This window comes from Pelagerythrobacter rhizovicinus, from assembly GCF_004135625.1.
GTDB lineage: Bacteria > Pseudomonadota > Alphaproteobacteria > Sphingomonadales > Sphingomonadaceae > Pelagerythrobacter > Pelagerythrobacter rhizovicinus.
Genome location: NZ_SDPV01000002.1, coordinates 1,178,269 through 1,196,550, shown reverse-complemented (window position 1 = coordinate 1,196,550; position 18,282 = coordinate 1,178,269). Strand labels below are relative to the sequence as shown.

Here is an 18,282-nt window from a genome sequence, read left to right as displayed (position 1 = left end):
AGCATCATGTCACAGCCCGTAACTTTCGAATCCGCGACGCCGCGGTTCGATCTGCCTCACCTTTTCCCCGCGCAGTCGCAGAAAGAATTCATCGTCAACGAATCACATGCGCGGATCGACATGCTCCTGCACTGCGCAGTCGAGGGAGAGGCAGACGATCCGCCCGCTGCGCCGGCGGAAGGCGAGGTGTGGATCGTGGGCCCGGCCCCGACCGGCGACTGGAACGGACGCGCGGGCCAGCTCGCGGGACGGCAGGCGGGCGGCTGGCTGTTCAGCGCCCCGCGCGACGGGCTGCGCGTATTCGACAAGGCGGCCCGGCAGGTCGCGCTCTACGATGGCGAATGGCTGCGGGCTGCCGCGCCGGAAAACCCCACCGGAGGGAGCACGATCGACGCCGAGGCGCGCACCGTGATTGATAACCTTATCGAAACTCTCCGCGTTGCAGGGATCTTGCCCCGCACCGAATGAGGAACCCAATCGGGGATCGCGCGTTCGGGGAGGCACAGGAGGGTCAATTCGTTCAAGTTTTCGGCCGGAGCATCCCAAAGCGAGGCATTATTGCAACAGTTTCGGGACATTGGCCGCTTGCCTCCCTCTTGGGGAAAAGTTAGAAAACAGAGCACTCGGTGGCTCTATTTCGCTGAAAAGGGGAATTATATAATGCGGAAACTCGTCATTGGATTGGCGATGGCCTCTACGGCCCTTGCATCGCCGGCCCTCGCACGTGACGGCCAGTGGTACATCGAAGGCCAAGGCGGCCCGATGATCGTCGAAGACTTCGACTTCGACATCGTCGACGCCGATGGCGACGTTATCGATACCGCTGGTGCCGACACGGACACGGGCTACGACTTTGGCGGCGTGGTCGGCTACGACTTCGGCGGCTTCCGTCTCGAAGCCGATGCCAGCTATCGCTCTGCGCCGATCAGCACGCTGACGGCCGAGGGCGATCAGTTCGACGCCGGCGGTGACGCCAGCGCTCTTGCGTTCATGTTGAACGGACTGGTCGACTTCGGTGAAGATGATGGTCTGCAGGGCTTCGTCGGCGCCGGTGCCGGTGTTGCGCGCACCAGCCTCGACGCCACGATCGGCGGCCCGAACGTCATCGACGATTCGGACACCGGCTTCGCGTGGCAGGCTCTTGCCGGCGTCCGCGCGCCTCTGACCGACAACATCGACGTCGGCCTGCGCTATCGCTTCTTCAACGCGGAAGACGTTACGCTGGTCGACGCGGCCGGTGGTCAGGCGGACACGCGTTTCCGGTCGCACTCGATCCTGGGCACGCTGACGTTCAACTTCGGTGGCGAACCTGCGGCTCCGCCGCCCCCGCCGCCCCCGCCGCCGCCCCCGCCGCCGCCGCCGCCGCCGCCGCCCCCGCCGCCGCCTGCGCCGGTGTGCAACCAGGGCCCGTACATCGTGTTCTTCGAATGGGACAAGTCGGACATCACGCCCGAGGCTGCGACCATTCTCGACAACGCGGTTTCGGCCTATGCGGATTGCGGTTCGGCTTCGGTCATGCTTGCCGGTCACACCGACCGTTCGGGTACGCAGGCCTACAACATGGGTCTGGCCGAGCGCCGCAACGCCTCGGTTCGCTCGTATCTCACCGGTCGGGGCATCCCCGATACGCGGATCTCGAGCGAGGCGTTCGGCGAATCGCAGCCGCGCGTTCCGACCGCGGACGGCGTGCGCGAGCTCCAGAACCGTCGGGTGGAAATCACCTACGGTCCGGGTTCGGGCATGTAAGTCTCGCGAAAGCGACGATTTCAAGGGAAGGGGCCGGAGCAATCCGGCCCCTTTTTTGTTAAGGCTACCGTGTTCGCAAAACAGGAGCCTTTCATGATTCGTCTATCTCTTCTCGCATCCCTGGCCAGCGTGGCCGCACTCGCGGCCTGTTCTCCCGCGTCAGATCCATCGGATGAGAATGCTTCGGGCGAGGACAGGTCGGCTGCGCCCACCAGCGAGACGGTAGGGACGGCTTCGCTCGCGCTCGCGGACGGCACCCCGGCCGGCACGGTCGAATTGCTGGCGGAAGGCGATGATCTTTCGCTCAGCGCCACCCTCACAGGAATTCCGGAAGGGCCGCACGGCTTTCATCTTCACACGACGGGCGAGTGCACGCCGCCAGACTTCACTTCCGCAGGCGGACATCTCAATCCTGCCGACAACGAGCATGGCCACGAGAACCCGGCCGGCAGCCACCTGGGCGATCTTCCAAATCTCGTCGCCGGCGCCGACGGCAACGCATCGGCCACCGTCGAGCTGGGCAACGGCGGCGCGAGCGCGATCGACGCGCTGTTCGATGCCGATGGCACCGCGGTGGTCGTGCATGCGGATGCCGACGATTATCGCACCGATCCCACCGGCAACGCCGGCTCGCGGATCGCCTGCGGCGTGCTCGAACGCGCCTGAGGCGCCGGCCGTCTAGCGCAAAACTTCGCCCGCTGCGCGCGCGCGTTCGACCACGCTGGCGCCCGCAGCGGGCGCCAGCTTGAGCGCCGCGAGCAGCAGGACGAAGCCGATCGGGACGACTATCAGCGTCGACATGATGCCGAGAGTCAGATCGTCGCCATTGGTGGCCGAGACATAGCCGGCCATGAAGGGGCCGATCCCGAGCCCGATCAACGTCGTCGAGAGAAAGAAGATCGCCGTGGCAAGGCCGCGCATGCGCGGCAGGACGAGCGCTTGGCTGCTCGCCGCCGCGGCGCCGAGCGCCGAAGCCGACGTCATCTGGGCGAAGAAGCTTGCCACATAGAACATGATCAGACTCGACGTGTTGTAGGCGACCACGAGCGGCGGTACCGAGGCGAGGAGGCCGAACATCACCACCCAGACACGCCCGGTGGGGCGGCGCTCGAGCAGGAAGTCCGCCATCCGGCCTCCGATGATCACGCCGAGAAAGCCGGCCACGGCAGAGGGCGCGCCGAGAAACCAGCCCAGGTCGCTCTTGTCCGCGCCGAGCGCGCGCTCGGCATAAGGGGCGCCCCAATAGGCGGCGGAATAGGAGACGAAGGCGACCGTGCCGTATCCCAGGACGACCGTGAGAAATGCGGGCGAGCCCCAGGTGAGCCTGAAGGTCGGCAGGTCCCGTGCCCTGAGCGACATCGCCCAGCTGAACACGGCGTAGTAGCCTACCGCGAGAAAGAGCCACTGGTCCGAGAGGCCGGGCACGAGCGACGAAGTCGCCGGAACTGCAGACGACAGGAGCACGGCGAGCGCGGCGAAGAAAATCGCGCCCGCGATGTTCGCGACGAGGCCGCGTGCGCCTCGCGCCGCTGCGCCGATCAGCGTGAACGGGGGAATGACCTGAACGAGCTCACCCAGAAACCCGCGGAAAGGCTGCGGATCTTCCGGTGTCGGCAACCCGTCGATCGCGCCGCGAACCGGCTCGCGTAGCGTCAGGACCCAGGCTGCCAGCAGAATTCCGGGAACGCCCACTGCCAGAAAGGCAGCTTGCCAGCCCACAAGCCCGAATGGCCCGCCGCCCGGGTACGCTGCGTTCCAGTTCTCGACCACCAGTCCGCCGATGAGCAGCGATATGCCCCCGCCGAGGTAGAGGCCCGAGGAATAGATCGCCAGCGCCGTCGCGCGCAGGCGCGCCGGGAACCAGTCCGAGATCAGCGAATAGGCGGCAGGGCTTGCGGTCGCTTCCCCGACGCCCACGCCGATGCGAGCCACCGTCAGCGTGGCTGCGTTGCGAGCGAAGCCGGAGAGCGCGGTCATGGTCGACCAAAGCGCCAGGCCGAGACTCATCAGGCGCAACCGTTTCCAGCTATCGGCGAGCTTGCCCAGCGGGATGCCGAACAGCGCATAGAACACGGCGAACGCCGTGCCGTAGAGGAAGCCGAGGTAGTCGTCCTCCACCCCCAGGTCGAGCTTGATGTCGTTCGCGAGGATCGAGAGGATTTGCCGGTCGATGAAATTGAGAATGTAGACGACCACCAGAACCCCGAGTGCGTACCAGCTGTATGCTGGCACCTTCTCCCGCGCGCGCTCCGCCTCGGCGGGCGCATGCGGCCCGTCAGTCTGGGTGTCGTTCATAGCTGATCCCGTCCTCCAACCCCGCTTCGGCGAATCCCTTTTGGCGCAAGCGGCAGCTATCGCAAAGCCCGCATGCACGGCCGCTCGCGGTTGGCGCGTAGCAGGACCAGCTCAGGCCGGTGTCCAGCCCCAGCCGGTGCGCCTCGGCAGCGATCTCCGCCTTGGACATGTGCTGTAGCGGCGCGTTGATCGTTATTGCGCGGCCTTCGACACCAGCCTTGGTGCCGAGCCGCGCCATCTCCTCGAAGGCCGCGATAAATTCGGGCCTGCAGTCGGGGTAGCCCGAGTAGTCGAGCGCGTTCACACCGATGAAAATATCGCGTGCGTCGGCAGCTTCAGCACATGCGAGGGTGAGCGAAAGGAACACGATGTTGCGCGCCGGTACGTAAGTGACCGGGATATCGGTCCCCACTCCGCCGGTCGGCACATCGATGTCGTCGGTGAGCGCCGAGCCGCCGAACACGGCAAGATCGAGCGGAAGAACGACGTGCCGCTCACAATCCAGCATCGCGGCAATGTTCCTCGCCGCGTCGATCTCGATCCGGTGCCGCTGACCGTAGTCGATCGTCAACGCATGCAAGGCAAAGCCGCGTTCGCGTGCCAGCGCGGCGGAAACCATCGAGTCGAGCCCTCCGGACAGCAGCACCACTGCCACATCGCGCCGATTGTCCGTGTTCGATCCCATTCCGGCGCGCTAGGGAGAAAATCCCGGCAGAGCAATGGCGGGTGTCGCCGCCCCTGCTCTCGTCAGCGGCAGTTGCCCGTGCGGCGGGCCTCTGCAGTGAACTGGAACGGGAGCCCGCCGGCGATCCCCTGGCTTTCCACCTGCGCCAGCGAGCCGGTTTCGCGGCGGATGCTCGTCCGCCCGTAGTTAGGGCCGCGGCAGGTGTACTGGACGGTCACCTCGTCCTGGCCATCCTCCACGACATAGCGCGAACACTTGCTGTCGGGGTGCCGCAACTGGATCAGCTCGCGGCCGTTCCGGACGCAGATCTGCTGCGTCGAGCTGCCGTCGCGAAAACGCAGTTGCCACTGCCCCGGCTCGAGCCGATCGAGCATGGCAAGGCTCGGCGCCTGCGCAGCGGCGGAGATACCCGCTGCAAGACCTGCGACCATTGCAATCGGTCGGAGCGCAGCGATGGACGACTTGAGCATTGGTCAATCTCCCGACAGCTCGTCTGCCGATCTAGATATGTATCATCCTTCTGACGGCAAGCCGTTGCATCTATGCGACAGCCTGTTCATGCCTCGATCTCGAACACTTTCGAGCAGAAGGCGCAGTCGACGAGAATCAATCCTGTCTCATCTCGCATCTCGGCCCGATCTTCTTCGGGGAAGCGGCTGATGACCTCCTCGTAGTGCTCGATCGAGCAGCGGCAGCCGCGGGCGATCGACGCGCCGGGCTGGACACGCACTTCCTCTTCCTCGTGAAACAGCCGCCACACCAGAGCATCCAGCGAAAGCGCGGGATCGACGAGCTCCTCATGCCGGGTGCTTCCGGCGAGTGCCATCACGTGCTCCCATTCGGGATGATCCGTTCGCGCATGAAGCCGCTCGCGGCCTTCCTCCCCGTCCGGCAGGTGCTGCGCGAGCAGACCGCCGGCGATGCAACCATTCTCCCTGGCCCGCGCGGCGACGCGGATCAGCGTGGGGATCTGCTCCGATTGCGCAAAGTAGGTCTCGCAAGCTTCGGCCAGCGTCTCACCTTCGAGCGGGACGATGCCCTGATAGCGCCCGTCGCCGCCTGCCATGTCGAAGGTGACCGCGAGATATCCCTTCCCGAAAAGCGCAAAGAGCGACGGATTGGCTCCGAGCTCGGTCAGCCGTTCGCGGTCGAAATCGGCATAGCCGCGAAGCTGCCCGTTGCGGTAGTCGCACACCAGCAAGCGTACGACGCCGCCTTCGGTCTGCGCCTGCATGGTCAATTGCCCGCTCTCGTCCTTGAGCAGTCCGCCGATCAGCGTAGCCAGCACGAGCGCTTCGGCCAGCAGATGCGTGATGGCAGGCGGGTAGTCGTGCGCGGCAAGAATCTCGTCGATCGCGCGATCGAGCCGCACGGCCTTGCCGCGCGCGTTGTGCGCAGGAATCGTGAAGCCCAGCAGTTTGTCGGAGAAGGTCTCGGTCCGGTCCGTCATGCCGCGCATATGGGGCGGCGAGTCAGCGAAAGTAAGGCGTGGACGCGCTCAAAGCTTTCCGAAGCACCAGAGCAGGACGGACTTCTGCGCGTGAATGCGGTTCTCCGCCTCGTCGAACACGACCGATTGCGGGCCTTCGAACACATCCTCGCTCACTTCCTCGCCCACGTGTGCGGGCAGGCAGTGGAGGAAGGGCGCATCGGGCTTGGCACGCGCCATCAGCGCCTCGTTGACCTGGAACGGCGCCATCGCAGCAAGCTTGTTGTGCGTGTGGTCCTGTCCCATCGACACCCAGGTGTCGGTGACGACCACGTCGGCGCCTGTCGTCGCCTGGGCCGCATCGCCGGTCAGCGTTACCTGCGCTCCGCGGGCGCGCGCCGTCTCGACGAATTCGCCATCAGGCTCGTAGCCCTTCGGTGTGGCGATGCGGACGTTGAACTTGAACAGCCCGGCCGCCTCCAGGATCGAGTGAAGCACGTTGTTGCCGTCGCCGAGCCAGGCAACTTCCAGCCCGGGCAGCGGCTTGCCGCGCTCGACCACGGTGAGGAGGTCGGCGACAATCTGGCATGGGTGCGAGCGGTCCGTCAGGCCGTTGATCACCGGCACGCTGGCATGGCGCGCCATCTCCTCCGCTTTCGCATGATCGTCGGTTCGCAGCATGATCGCGTCCGCCATGCGGCTGAGCACGCGCGCGGTGTCGGCGACCGATTCGCCGCGGCCGAGTTGGCTGGAAGCCGAATCGAGCACCAGCGCCGAACCGCCGAGCTGGCGCATGGCGATATCGAAGCTGACCCGAGTGCGGGTCGAGTTCTTCTCGAACACCATCGCCAGCACGTGTCCGGCGAGCGGAGCGTCGGCGTCAGCCTTGCCCTTCGGCCAGTCACGGCGCGCCGCCTTGCGCTGCTGCGCATCATCGATCATCGCGGCAAGGGCGTCCGTCCCCGCGTCGGAGAGGTCGAGGAAGTGGCGGACGGTCATCAAACCGCCTCGGGGATCACGTAGTCGGCGGCGCCGGCCGAGAGCTTGTCGAAGAATTCGTCGATCTCGGCGTCACCGATCACCAGCGGCGGCAGGACGCGCAGAGTATTGTCGCCCGCGGCCACCGTCAGCAACTGGTGATTGTCGCGCAGATGGACGAAGAACGGCCGGCTCTCGACCTTCATCTTGATGCCGAGCATCAGGCCCTTCCCCCGCACGAGTTCGAACAGATCGGGGTAATTGCCGATGAACTGTTCGAGCCGGGCGCGGATGCGCTCGCCCTTCACGGTCACTTCGGCGAGAAACTCGTCGTTCGCGACCGCGTCCATCACCGCCATGCCCGCGGCCATCGCGAGGGGGTTGCCGCCGTAGGTCGAGCCGTGCGTCCCGAAGCCCATGCCGCGCGCGGCGTTCTCCGTCGCGAGGCACGCACCGAGGGGAAAACCGCCCCCGATGCCCTTCGCGGTGGCGAGGATGTCTGGCTCGATGCCGTAGTGCTCGTAGGCGTAAAGCTTGCCCGTGCGCGCAACGCCGCACTGGACTTCGTCGAGCACCAGCATGAGGTCGTGCTCGTCGGCCAGGGCGCGCAGCCCCTTCATAAATGCGTCGGACGCGGGACGAATGCCGCCCTCGCCCTGGATCGGTTCGACCAGGAAGCCTGCGGTGTTCGGCCCGACCGCCGCCTTCGCGCCTTCAAGATCGTCGAAGTCGACGTACTTGAAGCCGCCAAGCAGGGGCATGAAACCCTTGTGCATCTTCTCCTGGTTGGAGGCGCTGATCGTCGCCATCGTTCGCCCGTGAAAGGCGTTCTTGAAGGTGATCAGTTCGTAGCGTTCACCGTTGCCCGCCTGCTGATGATAGGCGCGCGCCGTCTTGATCGCGCATTCGACCGCCTCGGCGCCCGAGTTGGTGAAGAACACCGTATCGGCGAAGGTCTTGTCCACCAGCCGCTCGGCCAGCGCTTCGCCCTGCGGGCTGCCGTAAAGGTTCGAGACGTGCATGAGCGTCGCCGCCTGGCGCTGGATCGCGCCGATCAGGCCGTCGTGGCTGTGGCCGAGCAGGTTGACCGCGATGCCGCTCGCGAAATCGAGATAGCGGGTGCCGTCCTCGTCAATCAGATGGCAGTGATCGCCGCGCACCGGACGCACGCCGCAACGCGGGTAAACGGGCATGAGCGGAGTGATCGACATCGGCAGAATCCTTCGCGAATCGGGATCGGGAAACGACAAATGGCGGCCCCTCAGAGCCGCCATTCGCACCGTCTAGATTTTCGCTGCCGCCCGGTCAAACACCGGGCAGGAAGCAGGCGCGTCAGCCCTGGACGGGCACCAGGTTGACCGCCGAGTACTTGCCTCGTCGATCGACCTCGAGGTCGAACTCGTAGCGTTCGCCCTCATTGATGCCGGTCAGGCCGGAACGCTCCACCGCGCTGATGTGGACGAACGCGTCGGGCTGCCCATCGTCGCGGACGAGGAAGCCGAAGCCCTTCATCGCATTGAAGAACTTGACCGTGCCGGTTGCCTTTTCGCCCGTCAATTCGCGCTGCGGGGCACCGCCGCGCTCACCGCCGCGATCGGGGCGATCGCTGCGCGCCTGAACCGGAACGACATCGCCCACGATCTGCAGGTCCTGCGCGGAAATCTTGCCGCCGCGGTCGACGAGGTTGAATTCGAGCTCCTGCCCTTCGCCGAGGCCTTCGAGACCGGCGCGCTCGACAGCGCTGATGTGGACGAACACGTCCTCACCGCCGCCTTCCTGCTGGATGAAGCCGAAACCCTTCTGGCCGTTGAAGAACTTGACCGTTCCCTTGCCGGTGCCGACGACCTGTGCCGGCATGCGGCTGAAACCGCCGCCTCCGCCTCCGCCACCGCCACCGCGCGGTCCGCCACGATCGCCGCCGAAACGGCCACCGCCTCCGCCGCCGCTGCCACCACCGAAGCGATCGCCACCGCCACCGAAGCGGTCGCCGCCGCCGAACCGGTCGCCGCCGAAACCGCCTTGTCCGAAATCTCCGCCAGGCCCGCCGAAAGGATCGAACCCGTCTTCACCGAAACCATCGCGCTTGTCGCGTCCGCGACCCCGGCGGCCTCTATCGTAACCCATAGTTCAACACGTACCTTCGCACCGCCCCCGAACTCTCCCATGCCTGCCGGACGGACGGGCCCCGGCTAGGTCACGTCGGTGGCCAACCGCGCAAAATGCGCAAAATCCCCACCTGCCAAACGCCAACCATAGCGCAGAAAGCGTGACTGCGCGAACGATTTAACGGCTTTGCTTACCTTGGCGCAAAATTGTGACATTTTGGCATTGTGCTTCGAAACTGACCCAGCTTGCGCGCGAACCCCGCTTGCGGCATCAGGCGCGCATGGACATCGTCGCGCTCCTTTCCGACCCGGCCGCATGGGCCGCGCTGCTCACTCTGATCGCGCTCGAGGTCGTCCTCGGAGTCGACAACCTCATCTTCATCGCGATCCTGTCGAACAAGCTGCCTGAGCACCAGCAGCAGCGCGCGCGTCGCATCGGCCTCACGCTCGCGCTGGTCATGCGGATCGGCCTGCTGATGCTGATCGGCTGGATCGTGACGCTGCAGACGCCGCTGTTCGACCTCGGTCTGCAGGGCTCCCCCAACGAGTACGGGGAACCGAGCTTCGAGACGGCGTTCTCGGGCCGCGATCTTATCCTGCTTGTGGGCGGGCTCTTTCTGCTGTGGAAGGCGACGAAGGAAATCCACCACTCGATGGAGCCGACGGATCCTTCGGGCGAGTTGCTCGACAAGACACCCGGCATGGCAACCGCCGCAACAGCGACGTTCGGCGCAGTGATCGCACAAATCATCGCGATCGACCTCGTCTTCTCCGTCGATTCGATCCTGACGGCGGTCGGCATGACCGACGATATTCCGATCATGGTAACGGCCGTCGTGATCACCGTCGGGATCATGATGATCGCGGCCGATCCCCTCGCCCGCTTCATCGAGAAGAACCCGACGCTGGTGATGCTCGCGCTCGCCTTCCTGGTCATGATCGGGCTGGTGCTGATCGCTGACGGGTTCGGGTTCCACGTTCCCAAGGGCTACATCTACGCGGCGATGGGCTTCTCGGTCGGGGTGGAACTGCTCAACATGGTGCAGCGCAATCGGCGCGCACGAACGGCGCAGGCGGGTTCGCAGTGAGCGATTTCAGGGTGCTGAGCGCGACGGTTCTGGCCAGTCCGCAGATCGCCCCTGCCGATGTCTCGGCGGCGAAAGCGAAGGGCGTGACGCTGATCGTGAACAACCGTCCCGACGGCGAGGCCGACGACCAGCCCACCGGCGCAGAGATCGAAGCGGCTGCCCGCGCTGCAGGTCTCGACTACCTCGCCATTCCGATCGGCGGATCGGGCTTCGGCGAACCGCAAGTGCGCGCGATGGCCGATGCGCTTGCTCGGGCCGAGGGCAAAGTGCTCGCCTACTGCAGGTCGGGTACGCGTTCGACGCTGCTATGGGCGCTCGCACAGGCGCAGGACGGCCGCGATTCGGAGGAGATTGCCGCCGCGGCCGCCGCCGCCGGTTACGACGTCACGCCGGTGCGGGCGGCGATCGATATGCTCGCCGCCCGCGCCCGCGGCTGACCGGTTCCGCCTGATCATTTCCGATAGTCGAGCGGCGGGTCCCGGTCGCCGAGCAGCGAACGGTATTCGTAGTTCTCGCCGCGCGCAGCCTCGAACTCGGCGCGGGCTCGTTCGCGCAGCTCCGGGTTGGTAAAGAGTTCGACCGCGGCCAGCGCCATCGCCTTTGCCGCCACTTGTGCGCCCTTGTAACCGATCGTCGTGCCGCTCGCCGCCGCCGACTGCCAGCTATGTGCCGCGGTGCCCGGGACCCAGGTCGCGGTGCGCACTCCCACCGTCGGCGTCGCCCATGAGACATCGCCAACGTCGGTCGATCCGTATCCGAGCGACTTTTCGTAGGGCTGGATCTCGGCCGCGGTGGCGAGCGGCAGGGCGGCATCGCCGAGGCTTTCAGAAAGCTGCCGCGCCCAGGCGCGCTCCTCGGCCGTATAGTCCACCCCACCGACCCGGCGCAGCTTGGCATCCATCATCTTCGCCAGCGTCTCGTTCACCAGCAGAGGGTTGTTGCCGTGGATGATCTCCCATTCGACCTTGGTGCCGGTACCCATGGCAGCACCTTTCGCCGCGGCCTCAAGCCGTTCCCACATCGCCTCGACCTCGGCCGTGTCCGAATGGCGCACGTAGTAGAACGCCTCGGCGAAGTCGGGGATCACGTTCGGCGCGGTTCCGCCATCGGTGATCACATAGTGAATGCGCGCGTCCATGGTCGTGTGTTCGCGCATCATGTTGACCATCATGTTCATCGCCTCGACCCCGTCGAGCGCCGAACGGCCCTGTTCCGGCGCACCGGCAGCATGCGCGGAGCGTCCGCGGAAGCGGAACTTGGCCGAACGGTTGGCGAGGCTGGTCTGCGCCGCCGCGCTGTTCTCGTCATCGGCGTGCCAGTGGATCGCAACGTCCACATCGTCGAACAGGCCTGCACGCGTCATGTAAACCTTGCCCGATCCGCCTTCCTCCGCGGGAGTCCCGTAGAACCGCACACGACCGGGCGTGCCGGTCTCCTCGAGCCACTGCTTCACCGCGATTGCGGCGGTGAGCGAGCCGGCGCCGAACAGGTTGTGCCCGCAGGCGTGGGCGGCATGCCTGCCCTCCACAGTCTCTCGCAGCGGCGAGGCCGACTGGCTGAGCCCGGGCAGCGCGTCGAATTCCCCGAGAATGGCAATCACGGGACCCTCGCTGCCGTACTCCGCGATGAAAGCCGTCGGAATGCCGGCAACGCCCTCCTGCACGGTGAACCCATTGGCCTCGAGCTCCGACTGCAGCAGCGCGCTCGACTTCGTTTCCTGATAGCCGACCTCCGCCCATTCCCAGAGCTGACGCGCGACGCGTTCGGTGCGGTCGTACTGCGCGTCGACCGCCTCCACGGCATCGAACGTCTGCGCGAAGGCGGGTTGCGCCACCAGCGCAGCGGCGGCGAACAGAAACGCGGCTTTCCTCATCGATCTCTCCCTCTGGCGAAGACGGCTCTAGAGCGCGCCTGCCGATTTGCAAACGTGGACCGCTCGACTCGTCCGCAGGTGCGTGGCAGATCGCGAGCGATGGACCTCGATCTCATGTTGCGCCTCGGCGGCTCGCTTCTCGCGATCTTCGCGCTTGCCGGGCTTGCCTGGAAGCTCCGCCTCGGCGGCGACTTGCGGATCCGTGACGAGGCCCATGCACGCGAACTGGCGGAAGAGGCGGCGTACGGGTTCGAGGCGGTCGACGTCGCAATCGACCGCGCGGGCCATGCTGCCCTGTTGCGCGACTCCGGCGGCCGCATCCTGCTGCTGCGCCGCCATGGAGCACACTTCGCCGCGCGGTTGCTGACCGGCCATGCCCACGCGCGGCTCGACCGTCACCAGCTTATCGTTGGCACGGCGGAGACGCGCTTCGGCGAGGTCACGCTCGACCTTGGCGCACAGGCGCAGTATTGGGCAGCAAGCCTCAGGAGGCTGTGAACCGGTCCATCATGCCCAATTTTTCGCCCGTCGATTACGCGATCCCCGCCTTCGTGCTGCTCGTTCTCGCCGAGATGCTATGGGCGTGGAAGCGGCGGCCGGAGGCTTACGAACCGAAGGACACGCTGACGAGCCTTGCCTTCGGGCTCGGTAGTACGGTCGCCGGTGTGCTGTTCGGCGGATTCGCCGTGCTCGTCTTCCTCGCCGCCTACGAGTACCGTCTGTTCGATATCGGCTGGGCCTGGTGGGCGTGGATCGCCTGCTTCGTGCTCGACGATCTCGCCTACTACTGGATCCACCGCGCGGGGCACCGCGTGCGCTGGTTCTGGGCCAGCCACGTCAACCATCATTCCAGCCAGCATTACAACCTCAGCACCGCGCTGCGGCAGAGCTGGACCGGCGCCTTCACGCTGGGGTTCGCGTTCAAGCTGCCGCTGGTGCTGATCGGCTTCCACCCGGCGATGATCGCAGTCTGCGCCGGCTTCAACCTGATCTACCAGTTCTGGATCCATACCGAGGCGGTCGGCAGAATGCCGCGCTGGTTCGAGGCGGTGATGAACACGCCCAGCCACCACCGCGTGCATCACGCGACCAACCCGCGCTACCTCGACCGCAACTATGCCGGCGTGTTCATCGTGTGGGACCGTATGTTCGGCACATTCGAGCCGGAGAACGACGAGGAACGGATCCGCTACGGCATCGTGAGACAGCTCGGCTCGTTCAACCTGCTGTGGTCGGTGTTCCACGAATGGATCGGTATGCTGCAGGACATCCGGCGCGCGCCGTGGCGGCACAAGCTGTCCTACCTCCTGCGCGAGCCGGGCTGGTCGCACGACGGCAGCCGCGAGACTTCGGACATGATCCGCGCGCGCTGGCGCCAGAGGCACGGTGGCGAACGAAAGGTTCCAAACGAAAACCCGATTGCCGCGGAGGGCGAGCCTGCCTAACCATCCTCTTCGGGAGGAGAGGACATGGCGGAATTCGACGTGATCGTGATCGGCGGCGGCAGCTCGGGGAGCGCGGTCGCCGGGCGGCTGGCGGAAGACGGCGGACGCAAGGTCTGCCTGCTCGAAGCGGGCGGGACGAACGACAACTTCCTGGTCAAGACGCCGGGCTTCATGCCCTTCCTGCCCAAGGCCGCGAACTACCGCTACGAGACCGTCCCGCAAAAGGGGCTGAACGGGCGGACGGGCTATCAGCCGCGCGGCCGGGGGCTGGGCGGATCGAGCGCGATCAACGCGATGATCTACATCCGCGGGCACGCGTGGGACTACGACAACTGGGCGGCGCTCGGTTGCGCCGGCTGGGCTTACGAGGACGTCCTGCCCTACTTCAAGCGCGCCGAGGGCAATGTGCGCGGGGCGGATGAATTCCACGGTAGCGACGGTCCCCTGTGCGTCTCCGACCAGAAGTGGCCCAATCCCGGCAGCATGGCTTTCGTCGAGAGCGCGGCCGCACTGCAGCTGCCGGTGAACGACGACTTCAATGGGGCGAAGCAGGAGGGGTTCGGCCTCTACCAGGTGACGCAGAAGGGCGGCGAGCGCTGGTCGGCGGCGCGGGCCTACGTCGAACCGCTGCGCGGCCGCTCGAACCTGGCGGTGATGACGGGAACACTGGTCGAGCGGATCGTGATCGAGGAAGGCCGCGCAACCGGCGTCACCGTCCGGCGCGGCGGCAAGCGCGAGACGCTGCGCGCGCGGGGCGGCGTGGTGCTCTCCGCCGGCGCATTCAACAGTCCGCAGATCCTGATGCTCTCCGGCATCGGCCCCGGCGAGCATCTGCGCGAGCAGGGGATCGAGGTCGTGCTGGACCGCCCCGCCGTCGGCAGCGACCTGCAGGACCACATCGACTACGTCTCGAGCTGGGAGACCGAGAGCCGCGACTTCATCGGCGACAGCCTCGCCGGCACATGGCGCATGCTGAAGGCGATCGCCGAACACCGCCGCCGCAGGACGGGCGTGATGACCACGCCTTATGCCGAGGCGGGCGGGTTCTGGCGCGTCATGCCCGATTCCCCCGCGCCCGACGTGCAATGGCACTTCGTGCCGGCCATGCTCGAGGATCACGGGCGGACGAAGGTCAAAGGCCACGGCTTCTCGCTCCACGCCTGCGTGCTGCGGCCCGAGAGCCGGGGAACGGTGCGGCTCGCCTCGGCCGACGCGGCTGCGGCGCCGGTGATCGACCCGAACTTCCTCGCGGACGAGCGCGACATGGCCGTGCTGCGCGCGGGCGTGCGGCTGTCGCACCAGATCGCCGAGGCGCCGCCGATGAGCGACTACCGCCCCAGGGACCGCTATCCGATCGATCTGGACGACGACGATGCGCTGGACGACCTGATCCGCAACCGCGCCGACACCGTCTATCACCCAGTCGGCACGTGCCGCATGGGCGCGGATGAGGACGCGGTGGTCGATCCCACGCTCAAGGCGCGCGGGCTCGACGGCCTGTGGGTCGCCGACGCCTCCATCATGCCGCGCCTCATCGGCGGCAACACCAATGCGCCCAGCATCATGATCGGCGAACGCTGCGCGGATTTCATGAAGAGAGATCTGGCTTAGGGGAACGGATCCTCCCCATTTTTGCGGCAGCACAAATGGGGAGGTGGCAGACGCCGCAAGCGTCTGACGGAGGGGCATCGTCACGCAAGACCCCTCCACCACGAGCCGCTGCGCGTCTCGCGGTCCCCCTCCCCATTTGGCTGACGCAAAATGGGGAGGACCAGAATGTCCGGTCCGCGGCAGGCGGACCGCAACGGCGACCGCCCGCCCGGAGCGCTCCGGGCGGAGGAAAGCCAAGCGCGCGGATGCGCGCGCCGGTGCTTGAGCCATTAAAAAACGGGCCGGAGCGGCTGGCTCCGGCCCGTAAAGGCGGTGTTCGCAGGAGGAACACTGGCAGGCGGACCGGGGATAGAGAGGGAACCCCGGCCCGCCAAACTCATCTGTCAGTTGTAGGCGCGCTCCCCGTGTTCGGAGATGTCGAGCCCGTCGACCTCCGTCTCCTCGGAGACCCTGAGGCCTACCAGCGCCTTGACGATCAGACCGGCGACGAGCGTGCCGAGGCCGGCCCAGGCGATCGTGACGAGCACGCTGAACACCTGAACGCCGAGCTGCGCGCCGAGCGCGGTGGAGCCGTCGCCGGGTCCGCCCAGGAAGGGCTGGTAGACCACCGCCGTGCCGATCGCGCCGACGATGCCGCCCACCCCGTGGATGCCGAAAGCGTCGAGCGAGTCGTCGTAGCCGAACTTCGCCTTAACCTTGGCCACGGCGAAGTAGCACACGGTCGAGGAGAGGATGCCGAGCAGGATCGCGCCGAACGGGCCCGAATTGCCGGCCGCCGGAGTTACCGCGACGAGGCCGGCGATCACGCCCGAGCAGAAGCCCAGCGCCGAGCCCTTGTGGCCCGCGAGCCGTTCGATCACCATCCAGGCCAGCGCCGCGGCCGCTGTGGCGACGAACGTGTTGATCATCGCCAGGCCCGCCGACCCGTCGGCCTCGAGGGCCGAGCCGGCGTTGAATCCGAACCAGCCAACCCACAGCAGGCCGGTGCCGACCATCGTCAGCGTCATCGAGTGCGGCGGCATGGGCTCGGCCGGATAGCCGCGGCGCCGGCCGAGGAGATAGGCGAGCACCAGGCCCGACACGCCGGCATTGATGTGCACCACCGTGCCACCCGCGAAGTCTAGCGCGCCGTCTTCATACAGCAGTCCGCCGCCGGCCCAGACCATGTGCGCTATCGGGAAGTAGACGATGGTCAGCCAGATCGGCACGAAGGCCATGAGTGCGGAGAACTTGAGGCGTTCGGCCGTCGCGCCGAGGATCAGCGCGGCGGTGATCGCCGCGAAGGTCATCTGGAAGCTGATGAAGACGTACTTGCTGATGACTTCCTCGGTGAAGGTCGCAGCCGTGCTGCTCGCGTCGGTTCCGGCGAGGAAATAGCTCCCGCCGCTGATGAACCAACCCAGCGTTCCGTCGTAGGTCGTGTCCCCGAAAGCGAGCGAATAGCCCCACATGACCCAGATCAGCATCGCGAGCGCGGCGGTCGCACCGACCTGCGTCATGGTCGAGAGCATGTTCTTCTGCCGCGTGAGCCCGCCGTAGAACAGCGCGAGGCCGGGCAGGATCATCATCAGGACGAGGACCGTCGCGGTCATCATCCAGGCGTTGTTGCCCGGGTTGGGCACGGCGGCTGCATCCTGCGCTAACGCGGGCGCGGCGGCGAACAGCGCGGCGCCGAGTGCGCCTGCACCGCAAAGCATGTTGCGGATCATCGTCTGGTCCCTCTTGTCTCTTGCCGCACTCACAGCGCGGTGTCCCCTGTCTCGCCGGTGCGGATGCGGGTCGCCTCGGCAAGATCGAAGACGAAGACCTTTCCATCCCCAATGCTCTCGGTGCTCGCCGTCTGCGTGATCGTCTCGACCACTTGCGGGGCGAGATCGTCGCTGGTCGCGATCTCGATCTTCACCTTGGGCAGCATGTTGGTCGAGTACTCGGCCCCGCGGTAGATTTCGGTCTGGCCCTTCTGCCGCCCGAAGCCCTTCACTTCCGACACCGTCATGCCCGCGACGCCGATCGCGCCGAGCGCCTCGCGCACTTCGTCCAGCTTGAACGGCTTGATGATGGCGATGATGAACTTCATCGATCCCCCCTGGCTGTCCGCCGGAACACCCCGGCTCTGCAGAAGCAGCAAAAGCCGTGCCAGTTGAGAATTTTGCTTTATCGTCAGGAATGACCGCGTAATTTCGTTACGTTCGCACGCGCGTTACTGCCTATTACTTAGGCTCTGCCTATTGCTTGTTCATTTCTAGCATGGCCCATACCGGCAGGTGGTCCGAGGCCTGCACCGCCAGCGCGCTATGATGCACGGCAGTGGCGTGCACCTGCCATTCGCTGGAGGCGATGATCCGGTCGAGCCTCGCCACCGGCTGACGGCTGGGAAAGCTGCGCCCGGGGTCGAGCAGTTGCCAGCCGTCGCCGAACTCGCGCATCGCCCCCGAACGCGCGCCCCACTGGTTGAAGTCACCCAGCACAACGGTCGGGCAGCCGGTCTCGCACTCTCCGTGATGTGCGAGAATGGCCTTGATCTGGTCGCGCCGGCGGAGGCCGGAGAGGTCGAGATGCGTCCCGATCACGCGAAGTCGCCGGCCGTCGCACACGATATCCGCGCGGACGGCGCCGCGCGGCTCGAGCGTAGGCAGGTCAAGTGGTTCGGCCTCCACCACTTCGTATTCTCGGCGGACGAGGATGGCGTTGCCGTGCCACCCCAGGCTCCGCACCCTCTTTGCGAGCTGGACCGGCTTCCACGGCGTGTCGTCGAGCGCCGCGCGCGACAGCACGCTCGCGCGGTCGCCGATCCGGCGGTCGACCTCCTGGAGCGCGATGATATCGGCATCGATCTCGCGCAGCACCGCGATGATCCGGTCGGGATCGCGGCGCCGGTCGAGCCCGACGGCCTTGTGGATGTTGTAGCTGGCGAACGCGAGGTGCACGCCGGAGGAAACGCGATCCAGCATCAAACGGTGCCGGAACCGGCTCGCAAGGCCGCTCTCGCGCAGTCGCGGTTCGGCATGTCAGCGCGGTCGCCCATCC

Annotated in this window: 19 protein-coding genes; 8 read left to right on the top strand and 11 right to left on the bottom strand. The window is 66.4% G+C overall.

Going from position 1 to position 18,282, the window contains the following annotated elements; translation table 11 throughout:
* Window positions 1-6 precede the first annotated feature (6 nt).
* From ETX26_RS13590 to ETX26_RS13580, 3 genes are all read left to right on the top strand, one after another.
* Window positions 7-468, top strand: coding sequence for a DUF2793 domain-containing protein (locus tag ETX26_RS13590; RefSeq protein ID WP_129525181.1), 462 nt, complete (start codon window positions 7-9; stop codon window positions 466-468).
* Window positions 469-660: 192 nt separating this feature from the next.
* Window positions 661-1,746, top strand: a complete 1,086-nt coding sequence (locus ETX26_RS13585) for an OmpA family protein (RefSeq protein WP_129525180.1) — start codon at window positions 661-663, stop codon at window positions 1,744-1,746.
* A 93-nt stretch (window positions 1,747-1,839) separates the two neighbouring features.
* Window positions 1,840-2,412, top strand: coding sequence for a superoxide dismutase family protein (locus ETX26_RS13580; RefSeq protein WP_129525179.1), 573 nt, complete (start codon window positions 1,840-1,842; stop codon window positions 2,410-2,412).
* Between the two features lie 12 nt (window positions 2,413-2,424).
* On the opposite strand, the gene ETX26_RS13575 is transcribed toward ETX26_RS13580, so the two are convergent.
* The 7 genes from ETX26_RS13575 to ETX26_RS14555 form a co-directional block, all read right to left on the bottom strand.
* Window positions 2,425-4,041 (bottom strand): spinster family MFS transporter, encoded by a 1,617-nt coding sequence (locus ETX26_RS13575; protein WP_129525178.1) that lies wholly within the window; start codon window positions 4,039-4,041, stop codon window positions 2,425-2,427.
* A complete protein-coding gene (gene queC, locus ETX26_RS13570; protein ID WP_129525177.1) occupies window positions 4,022-4,726 on the bottom strand; it encodes a 7-cyano-7-deazaguanine synthase QueC in 705 nt (234 codons plus the stop codon). The genes ETX26_RS13575 and queC overlap by 20 nt, the downstream gene beginning before the upstream one ends.
* A 62-nt stretch (window positions 4,727-4,788) precedes the next feature.
* Entirely contained in the window at window positions 4,789-5,196 is a 408-nt protein-coding gene (locus ETX26_RS13565) for a DUF3617 domain-containing protein (protein WP_165271777.1), read from the bottom strand.
* Window positions 5,197-5,282: 86 nt separating this feature from the next.
* Window positions 5,283-6,176: an Hsp33 family molecular chaperone HslO gene (gene hslO, locus ETX26_RS13560; protein ID WP_129525176.1), complete on the bottom strand. Its 894-nt coding sequence runs from the start codon at window positions 6,174-6,176 to the stop codon at window positions 5,283-5,285.
* Window positions 6,177-6,224: 48 nt separating this feature from the next.
* Window positions 6,225-7,154 (bottom strand): ornithine carbamoyltransferase, encoded by a 930-nt coding sequence (gene argF, locus ETX26_RS13555; RefSeq protein WP_129525175.1) that lies wholly within the window; start codon window positions 7,152-7,154, stop codon window positions 6,225-6,227.
* Window positions 7,154-8,344, bottom strand: a complete 1,191-nt coding sequence (locus ETX26_RS13550; protein ID WP_129525174.1) for an aspartate aminotransferase family protein — start codon at window positions 8,342-8,344, stop codon at window positions 7,154-7,156. Before ETX26_RS13550 ends, argF begins: the two co-directional genes overlap by 1 nt.
* A gap of 121 nt (window positions 8,345-8,465) precedes the next feature.
* Window positions 8,466-9,257 (bottom strand): cold-shock protein, encoded by a 792-nt coding sequence (locus tag ETX26_RS14555; protein WP_129525173.1) that lies wholly within the window; start codon window positions 9,255-9,257, stop codon window positions 8,466-8,468.
* A gap of 262 nt (window positions 9,258-9,519) precedes the next feature.
* Here ETX26_RS14555 and ETX26_RS13540 point away from each other — a divergent pair, with 262 nt between their 5' ends.
* Window positions 9,520-10,326, top strand: a complete 807-nt coding sequence (locus ETX26_RS13540; RefSeq protein ID WP_129525172.1) for a TerC family protein — start codon at window positions 9,520-9,522, stop codon at window positions 10,324-10,326.
* On the top strand, window positions 10,323-10,763 hold the full coding sequence (locus ETX26_RS13535; protein ID WP_129525171.1) for a TIGR01244 family sulfur transferase: 441 nt from the start codon (window positions 10,323-10,325) through the stop codon (window positions 10,761-10,763). The genes ETX26_RS13540 and ETX26_RS13535 overlap by 4 nt, the downstream gene beginning before the upstream one ends.
* A gap of 14 nt (window positions 10,764-10,777) precedes the next feature.
* On the opposite strand, the gene ETX26_RS13530 is transcribed toward ETX26_RS13535, so the two are convergent.
* Entirely contained in the window at window positions 10,778-12,199 is a 1,422-nt protein-coding gene (locus tag ETX26_RS13530; RefSeq protein ID WP_129525170.1) for an amidohydrolase, read from the bottom strand.
* Between the two features lie 99 nt (window positions 12,200-12,298).
* On the opposite strand from ETX26_RS13530, the gene ETX26_RS13525 reads away from it, so the two are divergent.
* From ETX26_RS13525 to ETX26_RS13515, 3 genes are read left to right on the top strand one after another with little or no spacing between them, the layout of a single operon-like run.
* Complete coding sequence (locus ETX26_RS13525; protein ID WP_129525169.1) at window positions 12,299-12,697, top strand: hypothetical protein; 399 nt, start codon at window positions 12,299-12,301, stop codon at window positions 12,695-12,697.
* An 11-nt stretch (window positions 12,698-12,708) separates the two neighbouring features.
* Window positions 12,709-13,644: a sterol desaturase family protein gene (locus tag ETX26_RS13520; protein ID WP_129525398.1), complete on the top strand. Its 936-nt coding sequence runs from the start codon at window positions 12,709-12,711 to the stop codon at window positions 13,642-13,644.
* Between the two features lie 24 nt (window positions 13,645-13,668).
* Window positions 13,669-15,255, top strand: coding sequence for a GMC family oxidoreductase (locus ETX26_RS13515; RefSeq protein ID WP_129525168.1), 1,587 nt, complete (start codon window positions 13,669-13,671; stop codon window positions 15,253-15,255).
* A 383-nt stretch (window positions 15,256-15,638) separates the two neighbouring features.
* Here the strand turns inward: ETX26_RS13515 and ETX26_RS13510 are convergent, their stop codons facing one another.
* The 3 genes from ETX26_RS13510 to ETX26_RS13500 form a co-directional block, all read right to left on the bottom strand.
* On the bottom strand, window positions 15,639-16,964 hold the full coding sequence (locus tag ETX26_RS13510) for an ammonium transporter (RefSeq protein ID WP_129525167.1): 1,326 nt from the start codon (window positions 16,962-16,964) through the stop codon (window positions 15,639-15,641).
* Window positions 16,965-16,993: 29 nt separating this feature from the next.
* Window positions 16,994-17,332, bottom strand: coding sequence for a P-II family nitrogen regulator (locus tag ETX26_RS13505; RefSeq protein ID WP_129525166.1), 339 nt, complete (start codon window positions 17,330-17,332; stop codon window positions 16,994-16,996).
* A gap of 148 nt (window positions 17,333-17,480) precedes the next feature.
* Complete coding sequence (locus tag ETX26_RS13500) at window positions 17,481-18,206, bottom strand: endonuclease/exonuclease/phosphatase family protein (RefSeq protein ID WP_225425787.1); 726 nt, start codon at window positions 18,204-18,206, stop codon at window positions 17,481-17,483.
* Window positions 18,207-18,282: the final 76 nt, after the last annotated feature.

Coding starts and splice junctions, on each gene's coding strand:
- ETX26_RS13540 (WP_129525172.1), top strand. CDS start 9,520: ATGGACATCGTCGCGCTCCTTTCCGACCCGGCCGCATGGGCCGCGCTG.
- ETX26_RS13520 (WP_129525398.1), top strand. CDS start 12,709: ATGCCCAATTTTTCGCCCGTCGATTACGCGATCCCCGCCTTCGTGCTG.
- ETX26_RS13515 (WP_129525168.1), top strand. CDS start 13,669: ATGGCGGAATTCGACGTGATCGTGATCGGCGGCGGCAGCTCGGGGAGC.
- queC (WP_129525177.1), bottom strand. CDS start 4,726: ATGGGATCGAACACGGACAATCGGCGCGATGTGGCAGTGGTGCTGCTG.
- argF (WP_129525175.1), bottom strand. CDS start 7,154: ATGACCGTCCGCCACTTCCTCGACCTCTCCGACGCGGGGACGGACGCC.
- ETX26_RS13525 (WP_129525169.1), top strand. CDS start 12,299: ATGGACCTCGATCTCATGTTGCGCCTCGGCGGCTCGCTTCTCGCGATC.
- ETX26_RS13505 (WP_129525166.1), bottom strand. CDS start 17,332: ATGAAGTTCATCATCGCCATCATCAAGCCGTTCAAGCTGGACGAAGTG.
- ETX26_RS13530 (WP_129525170.1), bottom strand. CDS start 12,199: ATGAGGAAAGCCGCGTTTCTGTTCGCCGCCGCTGCGCTGGTGGCGCAA.
- ETX26_RS13500 (WP_225425787.1), bottom strand. CDS start 18,206: ATGCTGGATCGCGTTTCCTCCGGCGTGCACCTCGCGTTCGCCAGCTAC.
- ETX26_RS13585 (WP_129525180.1), top strand. CDS start 661: ATGCGGAAACTCGTCATTGGATTGGCGATGGCCTCTACGGCCCTTGCA.
- ETX26_RS13510 (WP_129525167.1), bottom strand. CDS start 16,964: ATGATCCGCAACATGCTTTGCGGTGCAGGCGCACTCGGCGCCGCGCTG.
- ETX26_RS14555 (WP_129525173.1), bottom strand. CDS start 9,257: ATGGGTTACGATAGAGGCCGCCGGGGTCGCGGACGCGACAAGCGCGAT.
- ETX26_RS13590 (WP_129525181.1), top strand. CDS start 7: ATGTCACAGCCCGTAACTTTCGAATCCGCGACGCCGCGGTTCGATCTG.
- ETX26_RS13565 (WP_165271777.1), bottom strand. CDS start 5,196: ATGCTCAAGTCGTCCATCGCTGCGCTCCGACCGATTGCAATGGTCGCA.
- ETX26_RS13550 (WP_129525174.1), bottom strand. CDS start 8,344: ATGTCGATCACTCCGCTCATGCCCGTTTACCCGCGTTGCGGCGTGCGT.
- hslO (WP_129525176.1), bottom strand. CDS start 6,176: ATGACGGACCGGACCGAGACCTTCTCCGACAAACTGCTGGGCTTCACG.
- ETX26_RS13580 (WP_129525179.1), top strand. CDS start 1,840: ATGATTCGTCTATCTCTTCTCGCATCCCTGGCCAGCGTGGCCGCACTC.
- ETX26_RS13575 (WP_129525178.1), bottom strand. CDS start 4,041: ATGAACGACACCCAGACTGACGGGCCGCATGCGCCCGCCGAGGCGGAG.